This is a genomic window from Emticicia sp. SJ17W-69 (assembly GCF_051209875.1).
In the GTDB taxonomy this organism is placed as follows: Bacteria; Bacteroidota; Bacteroidia; order Cytophagales; family Spirosomataceae; genus Emticicia.
This window is the reverse complement of the sequence record NZ_JBNTQY010000001.1, coordinates 2679822-2699143: the sequence shown is the minus strand read 5'-3', so window position 1 is coordinate 2699143 and position 19322 is coordinate 2679822. Positions and strand designations below refer to the sequence as shown.

Genomic DNA, 19322 nt, shown 5'->3' with positions numbered 1-19322 from the left:
AAAATCATAGCCATCGCTTTTTTTTCTTTTTTTTGGATTGTTTTATTTCACCAATTATTTGAATAGGAACATTTACTTTTATATCATCCCATAATAAATACATATTAAAACCACCATTTTTGTCTTCAAACTGAATTGTAAAACCTTCATATATATCTGTATTTTTACTTATACTTGCTTCATAAGTTAATACATTATTTGAAGCATTATATGTAAAATCTCCCCATTGCCCTAATTCAGAGTTCAAAATAATTGTCCATTTTTCTTTATCAGGAATACTAAATAGGGTATAAGTGCCAGCTGGAAGGGCATTTTCTCCGATTTGAATGTTTGTTGTAAATGTAATTTCGGTAGCTTCATTGGCACCAGTTCTCCAAAGTTTACCATAAGGTACTAATTCACCGAAAATAATTCTTCCTTTCTTTAAAGGTTGTCCATAAGTGCATTTGACATAGTTATTTTCTGCTGTTTTTAAATTTGCAATCACAATAGGACTGTTTCTAACCTGAGGTTTTACAATGCTATCATTTACTGCGAAGCTTGAAATACTTATGAATAAAAAAAGAATACAAATAGACTGCATTGGGTTTAAACAAGATTTCATAATTTAGCGTTTCGGATTGTATTTATATACGATAGAATTAAAGAAGCTGGGCGTTATTGTGCCAAAGTTTAGAATATTTAATAGTTTTTTTCTTGCTTTCTGACCTTAAATCAACTGTCAAGATTACTTTAACGATAAAAAATGGAAAAAGTTGTAAAACAAAAGCCCGATTTTGATGATATTTTTATGGATTTGGCCAAAAACCTTGCTTTACGTTCGCATTGTGTAAAGGCACAAGTTGGGGCAGTTTTGACAAAAGACACTCGAATCATTTCCATTGGATATAATGGTCCACCTGCACATACCCACAATTGTGATGAAGAATTTCCGCATGATGGCTGTCCAAGAGATTCCAAAGGTAGTTGTTCTTTGGCTCTTCATGCCGAACAGAATGCAATATTATACGCTTCTAAAAATGGGGCTAATATTGAGGGAACAACTCTGTATGTTACACTTTCACCCTGTATAGCTTGTGCAAGAGTAATTTATTCTATGAAAATAAAAAAAGTGTTATTTTGGAAATCCTACGCCCAATACAAAGGTATCCCTAATGATGAAGGCGTAGATTTTCTACGAAAGTTTGGTGTTGAAGTAGTTCAATTTAGTGAATAACGCCACCTTCGCCATGAACATGACCATGTGAAAGTTCATCTGGATTTGCATTACGGACCGAAATTACATGACCTTTAAAATGCATGGTTTGTCCTGCCAATGGGTGATTAAAATCTAAAATGACAAAATCTGGGTGAACTTCCGTTACTCTACCTGTCATTTTATTTCCTTCCTCATTTGCAAAAGGAATAAAATTTCCAATTTCTAACATTCCATCTGGAACTTTTCCATCTTCAATTTTAAAATGTTCAATAGGGAAGTCAATTACTGCTTCCTCGTCGATGTCACCATATCCATCTTCTGCACTGACTGTAAAGTTGAATGAGTCGTTGGCTGATAATCCAATAAGGTGGTTTTCAAATGCTTCGGGTAAGCCACTTAATCCATGGATAAAGACCATTGGATCATCTTCACCTGCCACTTCAACCAATTCCTCTGTTTGATCTTCCCCTATGTATAATTCATAGACCAACTTTACAACTTTTTTTGATGCAATTTTCATAATTTTAGTAGCGTTTGTTCGCCTTTTAAAGATTTTGTATTTAAAGAGTAAGTTATTTTTTTAACTTTGTCGCAAACGTACACATTCTAAATTATTTAATGAATTTTTTAGCACATTTATTTCTTTCAGGCGATGATGAGGAGGTCATGGTTGGCAATCTTTTAGAAGATTTTGTTGTAGGAAGAATCGAACATCCTCGAAATGAACATTACAATGAAAATATTAAAAATGGTATTTTGCTACATCGGTTAATCGATAGTTTTACTGATACGCACCCAATAGTAAGTGATTGTAAATCAGTGCTTTATAAGAAGTATCACAAATATGCTGCCGTTGTGATTGATATTTTTTTCGACCACTTTTTGGCTATACATTGGGAGAAATATTCTTCTGAGCCGTTTGAAGATTTTAGAAAAAGAGTACATTCTTCATTTCAAAAACATTGGGACGTGATGCCTGAGCGAATGAAACCGATGATAGAATCAATGATCAAACATGATTGGCTTAAAAATTACAGTGAATTTTGGGGGATGGAAAGAGCCTTAACTGGCATTTCTCGACGCACAGCTTATGAATCAAACATGGAAAATGCAGTTGAAGATTTGAAACTACATTATGATTTCTTTGATGAAAAATTTAGTGTTTTTTTTCCATTAATGATAAATGAATGCACAAACTTTTTAATCAACAAAGGTTATGTTGCCAGTAATAAATCTGTATAATTATTAGCAAGTTTTTATTGAGGAAATATGTCCGAAATCTTAAAATCGATCAAAAAAGATTCTATTAAACCACTTTATTTTCTACATGGAGATGAACCATTTCATATTGAACAAATTGCTGATAAAATTCAGAGCTTAGCCATACCTGTACACGAAAAAGGTTTTAATGAATTTGTGCTTTTTGGAAAAGAATTGACAGTTGGAGCTTTACTCAATTACGCCAGACGATTTCCCATGATGGCAGAACGCCAATTGATTATTGTGAAGGATGCTAATCAAATACAAGGAATTGATCAAAAGGAAAATCAAAAAATATTAGAAGATTATGCCTTAAATCCATTAGCTTCTACCATTTTAGTACTTTGTTTTGGTAATGCACAAGATGAGAGAAAAACTTGGGTGAAGGCGTTTGCCAAAAAAGGGGTTTTGCAAAACTTTAAGAAATTATATGATAATCAGCTACCAGAATTTGTAGCCAGTTATTGTCATAGTAATGGTGTTAAAATTAGCATGAAAGCTATCCAATTACTTGTTGAACATATTGGGAATGATTTGAAAAGATTGACAGGTGAAATTGATAAAGTAGTATTGAACGTAAAATTAGGTGATGGGATTGATGCTGATGTTATTCAAAAATACGTTGGGATTAGCAAGGAATATAATGTTTTTGAGTTGCAAAAAGCCTTAATACAAAGAGATATTTTAAAAGCTAATCAAATTGTAATTTATTTCGGTAATAATCCTAAGGATAACCCAATTCAACCAATTTTGATTATTCTATATAATTTCTTTAGCAAAGTTTTATTAGTTCATGCTTCTAATGATAAATCAGAAAGTGCAGTAGCCGCATTATTAAAAGTAAATGCTTTTTTTGCCAAAGACTATTTGATAGCGTCCAGAAATTACTCCTTTTCAAAATTGGCATTTATCATACATGCTCTAAAAATTGCTGATTTAAAATCAAAAGGTGTTGAAACTGGTGAAGAAAACGAAGGAGATATTTTGAGAAAGTTGGTATTTGAAATATTGCACTAACTTATTATTAAAAAAAACACCAAAAAAGCCTCTTTTTGAGGCTTTTTTGGTTGAGGAAAGTGGGATAGAACTACCTCCTAAGATATATTTTAATTACATCCACCAATCTCGGCTTTGAAAACAGTACCATTATCAGCTTTGAAATTGGGATTAAGTTGAATTGATTTTGCTTGATAAGTTACTTTGGCAAGTCCACTAATCTGATTTGATGCACTTATATTACCATTTGTTGCAGAGGCTTGCTTAGTAATGATGCCATTTGTTATATCATCATTTGGACTTGATAAATTTACTGACAATGAACAACAATTGGTACCAACCGTAATTGGCAAAGATTGGCATGAAAATGTGCTTTGCGTAAGATAAGACATGGTATTGCCTATTCTGGCAAAAATTTTGTTAAGACCAAGAATTTGAGCAGGAACGTCTGACAATTGAATAGCAGTTAATTTTCTCCATGTATTACCTCCATCATTGGTTCTGTAAGTACCAGCATCATAATCGGCAGGCCCACTAAAGTTAGCTCTGTCAAATAGCATAATTCCATCGTTTAGATTACTAAAGTACATTTGTCCGAATACTTCCTTGTATTGAGAGGGTAACATCGTCCAGTTAGCACCCCCATCATGTGTGCGATACATATAATATCTGGTAGAAAACCAACCATTATTTTCGTCTAAGAAAAAAGCTTTTGGGTTTTCTCCTAACACTGATAAAACTTTAGTCCAGTTGTTACCGCCATCTGTAGTTTTTAATATAATTGAATTAGAGTTTGATTGGTGGAACTCAGAATCGATTCCCCAAGCCCAACCTATATTAGCATTTGTAAAGAAAATATTACTTAAATTATTTATAAAAGGGTGGTACGAAGATTGAGTCACCCAATTCTCGCCTCCGTCAGTTGTCCGCAATATAAATGCTTCATAATTTCCACCAAAAGTTGAACCTACTGCCCAACCACGATTTTCATCCAAAAAGAAAATATCCCTCAACACTTTATCCCCCGTCTCACTTTTCTTTTTTGTCCAAGTTACGCCTCCATCTGTTGTTTTTTTAATGTAATAGCTATATCCAATAAAAGGTTCGTATCCTATTGCCCATGCTTCTTGAGTTGTCCGTACGGTGAACTTTGTTAGTCCCCTCAACTGAGTTTCCGCACTTGGTACTACCGTTTCGCTAAAGGTTTCACCTCCATCAATTGTTTTAAAAAATACTGCTTCATGATTAGCGTTTGCTCCTCTAATCCAACCGATTTGTGCATTGGCAAAAGAGAAATATTCTGTACCAGGTAAGTTTGGTTTTATTTGCCATGAGTCTATAGAAGTAGAAGACCGTACTTGATAGTTTCCAGTTTCAGAAGGGGAATAATTCCTTTGATTAGCATTTGTAATCGGTGTATTTTCTTTTAACCACTGAATATTACTATAAGAAGAGGTATTATTTACAGAAAGGGTAGTTATTTGATTAAGACAAATATTCGGATTTTCGGAACTGATAATTGGTTGTTGTTCTATCGTAACGCTATTGGTTCTTCTTGGCATAGAAGAATAATATTTATAGATGCGGTCTGCAGTTGTTTTAAAGCCATTATCAGGAGAAAAGAAATATAATGCACTTGAATTAGTTGAGCCAGAACTACCTTCTATAGGACCGAAATAAGTCCAAGTCTGGCCACCGTCAGCAGTTTTTTGAATTAACTCCCCCCTTGAAGCAACGCCATTCATCGTATCAAAAAAATGGATTTTATTATTAGTCTCACTGTAATCATTCCCATTACCCTGTGCTTGCATTGTCCAGTTTGTACCTCCATCAGTTGTTTTAAAGATTATTCCACCAACGGTTATACACCAGCCTGTGTTTGCATCAAGAAAAAAAATATCAGTGAAATCAAGATAGGTATTTGAGCTTATTGAAATAGATTGCCAGTTTGTACCCCCATTTATAGTCTTGTAGATTATACCTCTATCACCTGCAATAAATCCAATGTTTTGATTAAGGAAAAAAACTGTATTCAAATATCTATCACTGTTTAAAGTACCAATAGAAACATCTTCCCAACTATCTCCTCCATTACTTGTCTTTTTTATAATCGGTCGGTATTCTCGACCTACAACCCAAGCTGTTGTAGCACTAACAGCAGAAATATCCTTGACCCAAATAGGAGCAAGACTTTTATCTGTCCATGTATTTCCACCATCAGTAGTTTTAAGCACCTTTCCCCAACTACTCAAAACCCAACCATTATTAGCATCACTGAAACTAATAGAACGATAACCATTGAGATATGAACTATTAGTGTTAGAGATTAGACCCCAGTCTTGCCCACCATTCGTAGTTTTTAGAATAACCCCATTTTCTCCTACAATAAATCCAGTTGTAGGGTTGATAAAATATATGTCATTATATGCTGTTAAAACATCTAATTTAGGTCCGAATATTTGCCTCAAAACTGGTCTATCATCATAAACATATTGATACTCTCCAGCTTCACTGGTGGTATAGCTATGTTCACCAGTGGTTGTACTTGCAATGTTTACGCCATTTCGTTGTAATGTAGCATTGAAGTTTGTATTAGCATTTGGATGAAGTAGTGTAATAGTTGTAGAATTTCCATTGCATAGAATGGATTGATTTGCCGATAGTCTGAATTGTGCATTTAAGTCAACGAGCAAAAGTAAGAATAATAACGAACAGTAAATTTTCTTCATATCATTTAGGTTTGAAATTTAAAAAAATTACAAAGATGTAAAGTGAAGTTTATTGAAAAGTTTTGTTTGGAATCACAATGTTATTTTGCAAAATAGCTATAAATGATTAAAAAAAGAATTTTATTTAATCATTTATAGGATATATTTGATATTCGATAAGATGAAAAATAAATTTGTAAGATAAGTAGTATAGAGTCAACTACGATATATTATCAATAAAGTTGACAATGAATTTAGTTAAGTTTATTCGATACTCATTTTTAAGCTTGTACATAAAAAAAAGCAGTTACGAGTAAAATCGTAACTGCTTGATTACTAATGTTGCGGGAAGCGGGATCGAACCGCCGACCTTAGGGTTATGAATCCTACGCTCTAACCATCTGAGCTATCCCGCAGTGAATAATTTTTCTCAGAACTAACTCTGTTTAATTATTATGTTGCAAAATTAGTTAAAGTTTTCTTACATTGCAAAAAATCTAATTTGAGAATCAATAATTTCGGAAATATTTATAGTAATTCTTGGAAAAGTTATTCAATCATACTTAATTGAGTCGAGTAAGTATCATTTCTAAATTTATTTGTGTTATGGAAAAATACAAGTTCTCTCGTGAATACGAATTCAGAGCATCACCAAAAGTGCTATATCCGTATTTCAGCACACCTGCTGGTTTGCAGCAATGGTTTGCTTCAAAAGTCAAATACACCAACGATTCAAATTTTGATTTTCTTTGGGATGACGAAAGCCATCCAGCTCGGCTTTCTGCTCAGCGTTTGAATAAATTAGTAAAATTTGACTTCTTAAAAGACGAGCAAAAAGGTAATTATGTAGAATTCAAATTAGAACAAAGCGAATTAACAAATGCTACATTTTTAAAGGTTACTGATAATTCTGATAACCATGATGAAACCGAACTCGAAGATATTTGGGATGGCATGGTTGAAAAATTAAAAGAAATTGTTGGCGGTTAAAACATTTGTGTTTGTTAAAATAGCTTAAAGGCTTGCGAAAATGAAATTCCTAACGGAATTTTGTGCTTAATTCTTATGGGCGACAAATCGCCTGGCTTTGCATGAAAAAAATTGATTTATTAGTTATACGTTCTTTTATAGGGCCATTTATATTAACTACCTGTGTGGTAGTTTTTATTTTTTTAATGCGTTTCCTAATGCTCTATTTCAATGATTTTGTTGGAAAAGACTTGGGGTATGACGTATTTGGCAAACTCTTTATATATTTTTCTCTTATTACAGTTCCAATTTCTTTACCCCTATCAGTACTTTTAGCTTCACTGATGTGTTTTGGGAATTTGGGGGAGTATTCAGAACTTACTGCTATTAAGGCTGCTGGGATTCCTATTTCAAGGGTACTTTTACCAGCAGTAATTTTTGCATTTGGCGTGAGTATGTTTTCATTGTGGTTCAATAATACAATTAATCCTTGGGCAAATTTGAAAGGTTATAGTCTGTTATATGATGTAAAAACTACTAAAGTCACTTTGAATGTGAAAGAAGGGATTTTCTATAGAGAGATTCCAGGTTATAAAATTAAGGTAGTGAAGAAATTTCCTGACGGTAGAACCTTGAAGGGAGTTACAATTTATAATCATAATACAAATGATGGTAATGTAAACGTAACATTGGCCGATTCGGGTAAAATGTACACCATGTATGATAATAATTATTTGGTTTTTGAATTGTTTAACGGCACAAATTATGTTGAATACAAGAATAATACCGGTGGAAATTACAATGAAACTCAATTCGTGAAAAATTCCTTCAAACAGAATAAAATGGTATTCTCTTTAGAATCATTTGGTATGAAACGTACAGATGAATCTCAATTCAAGTACCATGAGTATATGAAGAATATTTCTCAATTGAATAAACAAGCGGACTCAATTAGAAGAGAAATAATAGTTTCACAAAAAAATCAAGCTGATAATATTGGACAGTTTTATAATTTTCATTTAAAAAAACAAATAGTTGTTGTTGACACTATCAAAAGGGATACTGTTCAGGTAAAGAAAATTTTAGCCGGGAAATGGATAGATTCTAAATTTGCTAATTTAGAAAAAGATAAAAGAAGTTTAGAAACCTTTGAAGTAGCAATTACGCAAGCAAAAAATCTTCGTGACCAGCTTCAAACCAATACTGACATTTTTTTAAGTAAAAGAAGGGATGTTTTCAAGGCTGAAGTTGAAAAATGGCATAAATTCACTATGGCTTTTGCATGTTTTGTCATGTTCTTGATCGGCTCTTCATTAGGTTCAATTATCAAAAAAGGTGGATTTGGTATGCCAGTTTTACTTTCAATTACATTTTTTATTTTGATGTATATTTTGATGCAATTAGGTGATAAATACGCAAAAGAAGGTATTTGGCCAGTTATTATTGGTGTTTGGATGCCAGATTTTGTGCTTTTACTATTCGGTGTTTACTTCCTCTACAAAGCAACAAATGATGCCCGTCTGTTTGAAAGTGACATTTACGATGTTTATTTCGATAAAATTAAGATTTATTGGAAAAAGAAATTTGCCAAAAGAATGACGGTTAGTAATGCCTCTTAAATTATTGATTCAAACGAAATGTACTCATTTTTTTTCTAAAAATATTTAGAGAAGGTTTATCTAATGTATTAATAAGATCTCTTTTTTCATAAAGATCTTTATTTAAATCATAGATTTCCTCTTTCTTAGTTTTGTAGTTGAACACATACTTTAATTTTGATTTTCCTTTGCAATAGATAATTGCATAATGTTCATTCATTTGGTGAAAAGTAAAATCTCTGTTTTCATTGCTATAAAGTGAGTTACCTTCCCAAGTTTTTGGAATGGGCAAACCAAGTCGATCAATAATTGTTGGTGCAATATCTACTGTAGTTGCTAAACTTGTGTTTCTGTATGCAACTTTTTCTGATTCGTAAAACAGAATTGGCACTAAAATTTGGTCAGTGTAAACATTCTTCACGTGACCAAATTGCTCTCTTTCACCCAGAGCCTCTCCATGATCGGCGGTAATGACAACTATACTGTTTTGTAAATAACCTTTCGATTGCAAGATTTTAAAAATACTTTTCAAATAATCATCAGCCTGAAGGATGCCATTATCATATCTATTTGTGTAATTATCTCTATCTTTTGTATTTGATGAAGCAGGTTGATATTTTTCGTATTTAGCAAGTTTTATTCCCGAAAAATGTGCTGAATTCAAATGAAAATGAAAATAGGAGGGATTGTTATGATAAGGTTTGATGTTTTCAAGTCCTTCAAATATTATTCTATCATCATTGACAATGTATTTTTTAGTTTCTGAACCATCAATATAATAATCGAAATCTGAATTTTTTCCGTAAAAAGATTTCAATCCATAGAAGTGTGTGTGGTCACCACTAACAAGAAAATTAAGTTCATATCCTTGATCCTTTAAGAGTTGTTGTAAAGAGAAGTTCTTATAGCCCATATTTGACCATATTTTTGATCTTAATATTCCATTTATACCTGGGAACGATGCTCCTGCCACGGAAAAAGATAATCCAACTTTTTTTAAATTCCCAGTTGTGTAAAGGCTATCGAGAAAAGGAGATGTTTTTCTTTTGTAACCAAAAAGACTTAAATGGTCAGAGCGTAAAGCGTCAACTACAATTAATACGATGTTTTTTTTTTGAAATTTTAAATTCTTGGGATATTCACTTCGTATTTTGTCATCTTCATTATCATCCAAAATGGTTAAACCCTGAAACGGAGCTTGTGAAATAAATGAAATGATAGGTTCTTCCATTAATAAAAGTTTATCGTTAATAAACCAGCGTTTTTTTACGATTAAAAAAGATGCTACTAAAATTGAAATACATAATAAGATTATACGAGGAGTATAGTATTCTTGTATTTTAATATTCTTCAATTGTTGGAGACCTTGAAATATTAATTTATTCATCAATTGAAATGCAACAAAAATGATCAACGGAACAAAGAATATAATAAAATATACAAATACGCTATTTAGAGAAAAAGTAGTAATTAAATCATTAAGATATTTCAAGTATCCCCAAAGTATTTCAAAAGTAAATATCCTAGAATTATAATTTTTACCAAAAAATGCTGCTAAATAGGTAAAGTAAAGTAGAATAGTAAAAACTCCATAAAAAATCGGAATTGAATACTTTATGATTTTTTGAACAATATTCAGTTTTATTGAAAAACAACATATTCCCCAAATTATTAGTATTAAATGAATACTCAATATAATCGAGAGATGTCCAATAATTAACTTTAAACTTAAATCATAAATTTGTCGAAAAACTATAATTATTAACAACGAGATGAATAATTGAATAATAATAAATAGTAAGAATTTATGAATCGTTTTCATGCCATTTATATATGATTGTTTGATCAAATTGTATGGAAGTTTCAGTTTTTTTCTTAAAGTGTTTGGATTTCTAATTGTGTCCCCATACTTATATTTTTATCTATAATTTCTATGATCTGTTGAAAATCATTTTCGTTTTCTGCGTAATCGATGTCATTTACATTAATAATGAGCAGTTTTCCATGTGTGTATAAATTCACAAAATCCTCGTATAATTTATTTAAACTCATCAAATAATCAGGGTCGATGTTTTTTTCAAAGTCTCTACCTCGTTTTTTTATTTGTTTTTGAAGCTTAGGTAAATCTGCTCGTAAATAAATCATCAAATCTGGGTGAGAAATTGCTTGGGTGATTGTATTAAACATGCCTTGGTAAGTTTGGTAATCAATTTCATTAAACTTACCTGATTCATATAAATTTCGAGCAAAAATATAGGCATCTTCATATATTGAACGATCTTGAATAATTGTTTTTTCTTCCGTTAATTTCTTTATTTTCAAAACTTGTTCAAAACGACTATTTAAAAAATAGATCTGTAAGTGAAAAGCCCATTTTTCCATATCCTGATAAAATGGAGGAAGGTAAGGATTGCCATCAACTGCTTCATAAAGCACTTCCCACCCATAATATTCCGCCAATTTTGTTGCTAAAGTAGTTTTACCAGCTCCGATGTTTCCTGTAATTGCAATGTGCATTGTTAATAAATAATGTTTTTAAATCAATGTTCAGAATACGAACATTTTACAAAATAAGGCTTTATCTGATAAAAATCATAGAATTAAAAAAATATGTTTTGTAATTTTGCATAAATTTCAAATCCAGGTTGAAGCTGGAAATTTTGTAATCAATGAAGACTGAAGAACAAAACACTACACAAGCAAAATATAGCGTTTTGCTTTATTACATCTATTCTCCAATTGACAATGTTGTAGAATATCGAGACATTCACCATCAATTTTGTTTAGATAATCATCTTTTAGGACGCATTATTATTGCTCCTGAGGGCTTAAATGGTACAGTTTCTGGACTTGTTGAGGATTGTGATAAATACATGAAATGGATAAAATCCGACCCAAGATTTGCGAAAGTTGATTTTAAAGTTGAACAAAGCGAAACGCATACTTTTAAAAAACTTTATGTAAAAATCAAAAAAGAAATTGTTCATTCAGAATTACCTGTTGATCCATTGATTCAAACAGGTAAACACCTCGAACCTGAAGATTTTAAGCAGCTTATCAAAAACGACCCAAATGTTGTTTTGGTTGATATGCGTTCAAATTATGAACATTCAGTTGGGAGATTTAAAGGAGCTGTAACTTTTGATATGGAAAACCTTCGTGAATTACCTGAGCATATGCACGAAATTGAACATTTGAAAGACAAAAAAGTCATTACATACTGCACAGGTGGCATTAAATGTGAAAAAGCAAGTGCTTACCTACTTTCGCAAGGATTTACAGATGTTTATCAATTGCATGGTGGAATAATCAAATATGGTTTGGAAGAAGGTGGAGAAGATTTTGATGGGAAATGTTATGTTTTTGACAATCGTTTAACGACTGAAGTAAATAAAGTTAATCCCGTAGTTATCTCAAAATGCCATATTTGCGGTACTACTTGTGACAGAATGGTCAATTGTGCCAACCCAGATTGCAATGAGCATGTGCCAATTTGTGAAAAATGTGGTGTAGAAATGCAAGGAGCGTGTTCAATTGAATGCAAAGAGAATCCAAGAAAGCGTTTTTATGATGGAACAGGGTATTACGCCAAAACCACTGAAGGTTATAAACCTGAAATTGCTTTTAGAACAAGAAAAAATACTAAAAATCTACAAATTGTAGAAGAATTGGGCTTAGTATAAATGGGTATAAATGGGTATAAATGCTAAAAGTCAGACTATCCTTAAAAGATAATTTTAAGATAGTCTGACTTTTATTTTTCTTTATCAGCTTAATTAGCCTCTCAAATCCAATCTTGCAACATTTTCTACATGGTGGGTATGAGGAAACATATCCACTGGCTGGACTGCTGTAATGTCATATTTTTCACTTAATATGGCCAAATCTCTGGCTTGAGTAGCAGGGTTGCAACTTACATAGACTATTCTTTTTGGAGCTGACTCCATCAATGTTCTTACCACTGGCTCATCCATTCCTGCACGTGGAGGGTCAGTAATTACAACATCTGGCCTACCTTTTTCAGCAATAAAGTCGTTTGTCAAAAACTTACGCATATCCCCCGCAAAAAACTCGGTGTTGTGAATATGATTAACAGCCGAATTAATCTTTGCATCTTCTACCGCATCAGCGACATATTCGATTCCAATTACATGTCTGGCTTGCTTTGCTACAAAATTTGCTATTGTTCCAGTACCAGTATATAAATCATAAACTAATTCATCCCCTTTTAAATCAGCGAATGTTCGTGTAATTTTATATAATTCATAGGCCTGTTCAGAGTTTGTTTGATAAAATGATTTGACCCCGATTCTGAAAACTAAGTCCTCCATACGCTCTTCAATGTAAGGCTTACCATAAAAAGTATTTACTTCCAAATCATTAAAAGTATCATTACGTTTTTGGTTTAATATATAATTCAGAGAGTTTATTTGAGGAAATTTAGCCTTTAAATGCTCCATTACTACATTAATTTCAGTTTCATTGTCTTGAGCAAACTGAACCATTATCATAATTTCACCAGTTGAAGCAGTTCGAATCATGATATTTCTCAAAAACCCTTCATGGGCGATATGATCATAATAGGTATATTGATTTTTGATTGCGAGATCTCTTAGCGTCAATCGAATATCATTCGAAGGGTCAGCTTGTAAGTAGCATTTTTCGATTGGTAAAACTTTCTCAAATCGCTTCGGAACGTGAAAGCCCAAAGCATTTTTACTCATAGCAAGGTCAGTACTAATTTCATCACGAGTGAACCAACGACTGTTAGAAAAGGTATATTCTAATTTATTTCGGTAAAATTGGGTATTGGCAGATGCTAAAATAGGCTTAATTTCTGGCAGTTGTAGTTTTCCTATTCTTGTCAATTGGTCATTTACTTGTTGCCATTTCAAACTCAATTGTTTTTCATAAGGTACATGTTGCCACTTGCAACCTCCACAAACCCCAAAGTGTGAACAAAATGGTTGAATCCTTAAGGGAGAGGGTTCGAGTATTTCTAAAACGTTTGCTTCTGCATAATTTTTCTTACGATTATTGACAAATAGTTTTACTTTATCTCCAGGATGCACATTACTTCCTTCAATAAAAATTACTTGACCTTCATGTTTAGCGATACATTTTCCCTCAGCAGCAAAACTTTCAACTTCAATTGATTCGATAACGAATGATTTTATTTTAGCCATTATTTGGTTTTCTCCAATATAGAATATTGTAAGGAGTTTTTTATTATTTATTCACAAAAGTATTTAACTTCGCTTGAAGTTCAAAATCCAACCTTTGATTAATATATTACGTCTATATAAAGAAATGAAATTACCCTTAACTAACTATGAAGAAATATATACTTACGATTTGTGTTTTACTTTACTCAATTGCTTCTTTTGCTTCGCATATTGTTGGCGGTGAAATTGAATTAGTCCCATTAAATAATCCAATTTCTGGAGGAGCTACTCATCAAATAACACTAAATCTATATTTTGATGCAATTAATGGTAGAGCTCAGGCTGAAGAACTTTCCATTCGTATTCAAATCTATCGAAAAAAAGATTTAGCCTTGATGGGAAATATTACTTGTCCACAAGTATATCGGCAATTAATCAAATATATTGACCCTTCCTGTCAAAAAGGTGATTTACAAACTTTATTAATGAAATACACTAATACAATTGACCTTACAGATGAAAAGTTCTCTGACCCAGAAGGCTATATTGCGGTTTATGAGAGATGTTGCAGAAATGTGATTATTACAAATATTCAAAACCCAAGCTCAGTTGGAATGGTTTTTTACTTGGAATTTGCTTCAAATAAAGTACCTAATACAACACCACATTTTAAAGAATTGATTGCTGATTATATTTGTATTAATCAAAATTTTGAGATGGATTTCAGTGGAACAGATGCCGATGGAGATAGTTTGACCTATACCATGAGCGTTCCGTGGATTGGAAATTCTTCAACCAGTAATCCAAATTTTTCTTCTGCAGGAAGCACGTCTTATAGGGAGGCAAGTTTTGTAAATGGAATTACGGTAAACAATATGATTCCTGGAGATATTCCTTTGCAAATTGACCCTGAAACTGGCGTTTTGTTTGTAAAACCTAATAAACTTGGACTTTTTGTGTTTTCAGTTACCATTGATGAATTTAGAAAAGGAGTAAGAATTGGTCGTGTAAAGAGAGATTTTCAGCTAAAAGTTATTGATTGTGTAATCAACAATCCTCCTCAAATTTTTGTTAGAAATCAGAACTCTAAAAAGAATTTTCAAGACGGAGAAACAATTCAATTAAAAAAAGGTGAGAAAAGATGTTTCGATATTTTATATTTTGACCCAGATATTAGTCAAAAACTGACAATTACTGCACGAGGGATTAATTTTGACACAAAAAAAATATCAATACCGTCTATTTCAAATGTAGTTGTTGCTTCAAAAGATACATTGAGAGCTACTTTTTGTTTGGATGATTGTATTATCACAAAAAATAATGTTCCTGCCGAATTTTTTGTAAATATTAGCGATAATGGATGCCCAGTACCCCAAAATAGAGGCTATCGTATGAAAATCCAATTTGAAGAAAATTCAAATAATAAACCAACCGTAACAACATCTTTACCAAATGGAGCAGTGCCATTGGTTTTGTATGGGGATACCTTAAAATTTAATGTTTCAGGAAATGATATTGACATAGATACCTTGTTCTTAACTGGAACTGCTCGAAATCAAAATTTAGCTTCATTGGGCTTTTCATTTCAGCCCAAACAAGGGCTTGGAAGTGTAAATTCTACACTTTTGTTTATACCGAATTGCGAAGCTATTAAACAAAAGCAAATTTTACTTGATTTTGTTGCCCGTGACCTGCGTTGTGGGGTAAGTTCACAAGCTTTAATATCGGTACCCGTAAATGTACAAGCAAAGCCCAATAATGCTCCAAGTGTAACTACCTCATTGGTAAACAATACTGTCGAAGTTGTTTTGGGGTCATCACAAAATAATGAAGTCAAGTTTAATGTCAATGGGCAAGATATTGATAACGAACAAATTTCGCTTACTGGCACTCCCAAAGGATTTGATTTTAAAACAGTTTTAATGTCATTTGACAGTAAAGCAGGTATCGGAAAAGTAAGCAGCACGTTTACTTGGAAACCAACTTGTTTTATGTTAGGAGGAAAAGATTCCAAGGAATTTATCGTTAGTTTCGCAACCCAAGACAATAACTGCCTTCAAAAAGTCGATTCAGTGAATGTTAGGTTGGTATTAAAAGACAATATTGTATCTGATAACCCTATTAAACCCTACAATTCTTTTTCACCCAATGGAGATGGGAAAAATGATTTTTTCAACCTTGGCTCGATTCCAGGTGATAATTGTAAAAGACAGTTTATAAAATTTGAAATTTTCAATAGATGGGGCAAAATTGTTTATACAACCAATGATAGGGATTTTATATGGTCGGGAGATGAGGAACCAAGTGGAGAATATTATTATGCCTTACAGTTTACGGATGATGTCTTTAAAGGCGTTATTCATTTGGTTAGATAGAAAGTAGGATAATTTTCCAAATTGTGGTAACCCACAATTTGGAAAATTATCCTACTTAACCAACCAAACATCACTTTCTTTTAAATAACAAAATTTACCTTCCCACAAGACTTGGTACCAAATGTCGTCTGACTTGATGACATTTAAACGATTACCTTCGCTAATATCACCTACTATTTGCGAAGCAGCCGAGGGATAATCTCTCAAATAAACTTTCTCATTTTTTATAATAACAGATCGATAATTGTTTGGTAGGTTGATCAGCACCGCTAAAAAAATCAGATAAACAAAAAAAATAATTTTGTGTCTGATAGGAGAGTATTGCTTGTTTTTCTTTTTAAACAATAAAACAACAAAAATATAAATCCCAAGAGCTAAAAAACTACCCCAAACATAATTTGAAAATTGTCGATAATAAAAAAGAAAATAATTTAAATCATTTTTTTCATAACCACTAAATCCGTTTTCAGTAGCAACGTTAAACATTTTTTCAAAAACTTTTTCATTGGGATTTTTAAAAAAATACAAATTCAAATAATAAAGTTCTTTAACAAACTCACCCTTTGTTTCACAAATATTTGCCAGCTTGAGATAAATTTTAGGATTAGGATTTGGGGAAATTTTAATGATTTGTTCATATAATGCCTTCGCCTCATCATTTTTTTTCTGAATAAATAAAGAATCTGCTTTTTTGTAAAATGCTCTTTGTGCCTGACTATCAGGTACTTGCAATAATATAATAGAAATAAAAAAAAATATTTTCAGAAATTTCAAAAAGTATGTTTGCATAATAAGATGTAAAGTAGTAATTTTGCACCACGATTTAAGAAAAGGGTTACAGCGAATAGAAATTCAAAATACAAATTTAGTAAATTTTTTCACTAAATTTCTGTACTCAAAAATCAAGTCGTAAAAAGATTCCGTAGCTCAGTTGGTAGAGCAATACACTTTTAATGTATGGGTCCTGGGTTCGAATCCCAGCGGGATCACGAAGGTTACCGTCGGTAATTTTCCTCTCGTGTCAGATGACACATAACATATATACAAATTTAGTCGTAAGATTTTATTTGATGATTCCGTAGCTCAGTTGGTAGAGCAATACACTTTTAATGTATGGGTCCTGGGTTCGAATCCCAGCGGGATCACAAAAGCCTCTCAATGAGGCTTTTATTTTTAAGATGAAAGAGCAGAATAAAAATTTGGAAAAATCTTTGACCTTTTTTAGTTTTGCAATACAAAAGTTTATCAATGGCGAGGTGGTGAAATTGGTAGACACGCTACTTTGAGGTGGTAGTGGGCGAAAGCCTGTGAGAGTTCGAATCTCTTCTTCGTCACAAAACCCTCAATAAAGCCGTTAAACGCACTTTTGAGGAAATTGCTACAAAAATTGCTGCAAATTTCGACAAGCTGCCTCTGTAAAATGACCAGTTTGAATAAGCTGAGAATAGGAGAGGTGACTTGTCGAAAATGTGGTTCGTTTGATTTTATTAACTAAGTAAAATTAGAACGCAATCTTATTTATATACCTACAAAATAAGACGTTTTTAAAGCAGTTATTTTACCATCTTGGTCATATTTTTTGCAAAATTGCCTTTAGTTCTGCTTGATTAAACAAGCTTTGTCGGCGACTGCCATTTCTGTCTTTGGTTTTTGCAGCTTCTGTGTCTTCGTTCGATCTCAAATCAAATTCCTTTCAAATTCTTCAATTCAAGCTGAGATATTTAAAACCAATCTCCGAAGGTAGTAGATGTGTTAAAGGCATTTTAATGCTTTCGATGTTTTTTTCTTTTAATTCATTTCAGCTACGAGCTCTAAAAGATTTATCAATGAACAGCTCAAACGGTCAAGTTTATAAACAATTACAATATTCTTCATGAGTATTTGATTCAATCTCATACAAAGTTTTACCCAGTCTGTGATTTCTCCCGATGCTTCTTCATTTAAAATTATTTCGCAAGTAGCTTTTGTTATCAAATCTGTTTATATATGCAAACTTTGGACTTCTGTACTTACTAGTGTATAAGTATATCCTATTCTCTTGAGAATAGGATATGGAGCATGGGAATTTCAAGATATTTTGAATATTGGTTTAGGGTAAAATATGTACAACCGAAGGGGCGTTTGTTTTGACTTAATCCACCTGTTTATATATTTTGTAAAAAACATAATAATATATCTATTTAAAAATTTAGGGTTGTTCTTCTGGTGCAACCATTTCTTTTTTTTGGGTAATATTTGCTTAATAAATTAAAAATTTCGGATAAATATTTCATGAGGAACTAAGAGAACTCTCGAATTTCAAAAAAGTACTCAAGGATGAATTAATAAAGGGTAAAAATGCAAATAAATACCTATCGATAATAAGCTTATTATCAGGGTTTAAACGTTTGACAAAAAAAGAAAACTAATAGATAGTTGTATTTTTGAGGGGAAATATTTTATTTTAAATATTATTCATAAAAATTGAATAATATAACTAATTAATAATCAATCACTTGTAGTTGTACACTGTCGTCCAATTACTAGTTGGAAGAAGAACAAAAAATATGCAACGCAGAAACGGAGATGAGGTACTTAGTGGTTGGTTTCTATATTTTGATGAAGTTTCAAATAACGTTTATAAAGTTGAATTAAACGATGGATTAGGACGTATTGCAGGTTGCACAGATTCTGATTTAGAAGCTGCAATTCTAAAATGTATTGAGTTTGCAAAAGATATTGATTTACAATTAAACAGAAAAAATTAACCTATTCTTCTGAAATGGTTTAGCAGTTTTTGTAAGTTTTTTTATACTTATCCGACATTTTAGTAGCGAAGTTTTACGAAACTATTTTCGCAAAAACCTCTCAGTAAAATGTCACAGTTTTTAGGCTCGTTCGACAATTTCAAAGCGAAGTTTCTAAGTGTTAGTTCTCAAATTACTTCGCTGTTTTTTGGGCTGCTTTTTTCAGCGTTTGGTTCGACGTGAAATTGGTGAAGTACAAAGGCTTTTTTTCGCAAAAACCTCTCTGATTATTCTACGTTTTTTATATCTTTGTGTTTGTTGGTGCTT

General features: G+C 32.2%; 15 protein-coding genes and 4 tRNA genes. 11 read left to right on the top strand and 8 right to left on the bottom strand.

What is annotated here, in order from left to right; all coding sequences use genetic code 11:
* Nucleotides 1-4: 4 nt before the first annotated feature.
* On the bottom strand, nucleotides 5-604 hold the full coding sequence (locus tag ACQUQZ_RS11035) for a DUF2911 domain-containing protein (protein WP_435354985.1): 600 nt from the start codon (nucleotides 602-604) through the stop codon (nucleotides 5-7).
* A 141-nt stretch (nucleotides 605-745) separates the two neighbouring features.
* Between ACQUQZ_RS11035 and ACQUQZ_RS11030 the strand changes: the two genes are divergently transcribed.
* Nucleotides 746-1216: a deoxycytidylate deaminase gene (locus ACQUQZ_RS11030; protein ID WP_435354984.1), complete on the top strand. Its 471-nt coding sequence runs from the start codon at nucleotides 746-748 to the stop codon at nucleotides 1214-1216.
* Here ACQUQZ_RS11030 and ACQUQZ_RS11025 read toward each other — a convergent pair.
* The gene (locus ACQUQZ_RS11025) at nucleotides 1206-1718 is read right to left on the bottom strand and encodes an FKBP-type peptidyl-prolyl cis-trans isomerase (protein ID WP_435354983.1); all 513 of its coding nucleotides are present in this window, start codon (nucleotides 1716-1718) and stop codon (nucleotides 1206-1208) included. The genes ACQUQZ_RS11030 and ACQUQZ_RS11025 overlap by 11 nt on opposite strands.
* A 98-nt stretch (nucleotides 1719-1816) precedes the next feature.
* On the opposite strand from ACQUQZ_RS11025, the gene ACQUQZ_RS11020 reads away from it, so the two are divergent.
* Nucleotides 1817-2440, top strand: coding sequence for an ACP phosphodiesterase (locus ACQUQZ_RS11020; RefSeq protein ID WP_435354982.1), 624 nt, complete (start codon nucleotides 1817-1819; stop codon nucleotides 2438-2440).
* A gap of 27 nt (nucleotides 2441-2467) precedes the next feature.
* Entirely contained in the window at nucleotides 2468-3475 is a 1008-nt protein-coding gene (holA, locus tag ACQUQZ_RS11015; protein WP_435354981.1) for a DNA polymerase III subunit delta, read from the top strand.
* An 89-nt stretch (nucleotides 3476-3564) separates the two neighbouring features.
* Here the strand turns inward: holA and ACQUQZ_RS11010 are convergent, their stop codons facing one another.
* Both ACQUQZ_RS11010 and ACQUQZ_RS11005 read right to left on the bottom strand, forming a co-directional pair.
* Entirely contained in the window at nucleotides 3565-6183 is a 2619-nt protein-coding gene (locus tag ACQUQZ_RS11010; protein ID WP_435354980.1) for a YCF48-related protein, read from the bottom strand.
* A gap of 321 nt (nucleotides 6184-6504) precedes the next feature.
* Nucleotides 6505-6578, bottom strand: a tRNA-Met gene (locus ACQUQZ_RS11005).
* 190 nt (nucleotides 6579-6768) lie between these two features.
* Here ACQUQZ_RS11005 and ACQUQZ_RS11000 point away from each other — a divergent pair.
* Both ACQUQZ_RS11000 and ACQUQZ_RS10995 read left to right on the top strand, forming a co-directional pair.
* Nucleotides 6769-7152, top strand: coding sequence for an START-like domain-containing protein (locus tag ACQUQZ_RS11000; protein ID WP_435354979.1), 384 nt, complete (start codon nucleotides 6769-6771; stop codon nucleotides 7150-7152).
* A 101-nt stretch (nucleotides 7153-7253) separates the two neighbouring features.
* Entirely contained in the window at nucleotides 7254-8750 is a 1497-nt protein-coding gene (locus ACQUQZ_RS10995; RefSeq protein ID WP_435354978.1) for an LptF/LptG family permease, read from the top strand.
* 1 nt (nucleotide 8751) lies between these two features.
* Here the strand turns inward: ACQUQZ_RS10995 and ACQUQZ_RS10990 are convergent, their stop codons facing one another.
* Both ACQUQZ_RS10990 and ACQUQZ_RS10985 read right to left on the bottom strand, forming a co-directional pair.
* The gene (locus ACQUQZ_RS10990; RefSeq protein ID WP_435354977.1) at nucleotides 8752-10422 is read right to left on the bottom strand and encodes a sulfatase-like hydrolase/transferase; all 1671 of its coding nucleotides are present in this window, start codon (nucleotides 10420-10422) and stop codon (nucleotides 8752-8754) included.
* Between the two features lie 182 nt (nucleotides 10423-10604).
* Nucleotides 10605-11246, bottom strand: coding sequence for a deoxynucleoside kinase (locus ACQUQZ_RS10985; protein ID WP_435354976.1), 642 nt, complete (start codon nucleotides 11244-11246; stop codon nucleotides 10605-10607).
* Between the two features lie 152 nt (nucleotides 11247-11398).
* Between ACQUQZ_RS10985 and ACQUQZ_RS10980 the strand changes: the two genes are divergently transcribed.
* A complete protein-coding gene (locus ACQUQZ_RS10980) occupies nucleotides 11399-12412 on the top strand; it encodes a rhodanese-related sulfurtransferase (protein ID WP_435354975.1) in 1014 nt (337 codons plus the stop codon).
* Nucleotides 12413-12505: 93 nt separating this feature from the next.
* Here the strand turns inward: ACQUQZ_RS10980 and rlmD are convergent, their stop codons facing one another.
* Nucleotides 12506-13915 carry a 23S rRNA (uracil(1939)-C(5))-methyltransferase RlmD gene (gene rlmD, locus ACQUQZ_RS10975; RefSeq protein WP_435354974.1) on the bottom strand — a complete coding sequence of 470 codons (1410 nt, stop codon included), beginning with the start codon at nucleotides 13913-13915 and terminating at the stop codon, nucleotides 12506-12508.
* Between the two features lie 146 nt (nucleotides 13916-14061).
* Here rlmD and ACQUQZ_RS10970 point away from each other — a divergent pair, with 146 nt between their 5' ends.
* Complete coding sequence (locus tag ACQUQZ_RS10970) at nucleotides 14062-16269, top strand: gliding motility-associated C-terminal domain-containing protein (protein ID WP_435354973.1); 2208 nt, start codon at nucleotides 14062-14064, stop codon at nucleotides 16267-16269.
* A gap of 51 nt (nucleotides 16270-16320) precedes the next feature.
* Here ACQUQZ_RS10970 and ACQUQZ_RS10965 read toward each other — a convergent pair whose 3' ends face one another.
* On the bottom strand, nucleotides 16321-17058 hold the full coding sequence (locus ACQUQZ_RS10965; RefSeq protein ID WP_435354972.1) for a hypothetical protein: 738 nt from the start codon (nucleotides 17056-17058) through the stop codon (nucleotides 16321-16323).
* A 127-nt stretch (nucleotides 17059-17185) separates the two neighbouring features.
* On the opposite strand from ACQUQZ_RS10965, the gene ACQUQZ_RS10960 reads away from it, so the two are divergent.
* The 4 genes from ACQUQZ_RS10960 (at nucleotide 17186) to ACQUQZ_RS10945 (ending at nucleotide 19016) form a co-directional block, all read left to right on the top strand.
* Nucleotides 17186-17258, top strand: a tRNA-Lys gene (locus ACQUQZ_RS10960).
* A gap of 83 nt (nucleotides 17259-17341) precedes the next feature.
* Nucleotides 17342-17414: transfer RNA gene (locus ACQUQZ_RS10955), tRNA-Lys, on the top strand.
* Nucleotides 17415-17519: 105 nt separating this feature from the next.
* Nucleotides 17520-17603 (top strand) — tRNA-Leu (locus ACQUQZ_RS10950).
* Between the two features lie 1212 nt (nucleotides 17604-18815).
* Nucleotides 18816-19016, top strand: a complete 201-nt coding sequence (locus ACQUQZ_RS10945) for a hypothetical protein (protein ID WP_435354958.1) — start codon at nucleotides 18816-18818, stop codon at nucleotides 19014-19016.
* Nucleotides 19017-19322 lie beyond the last annotated feature (306 nt).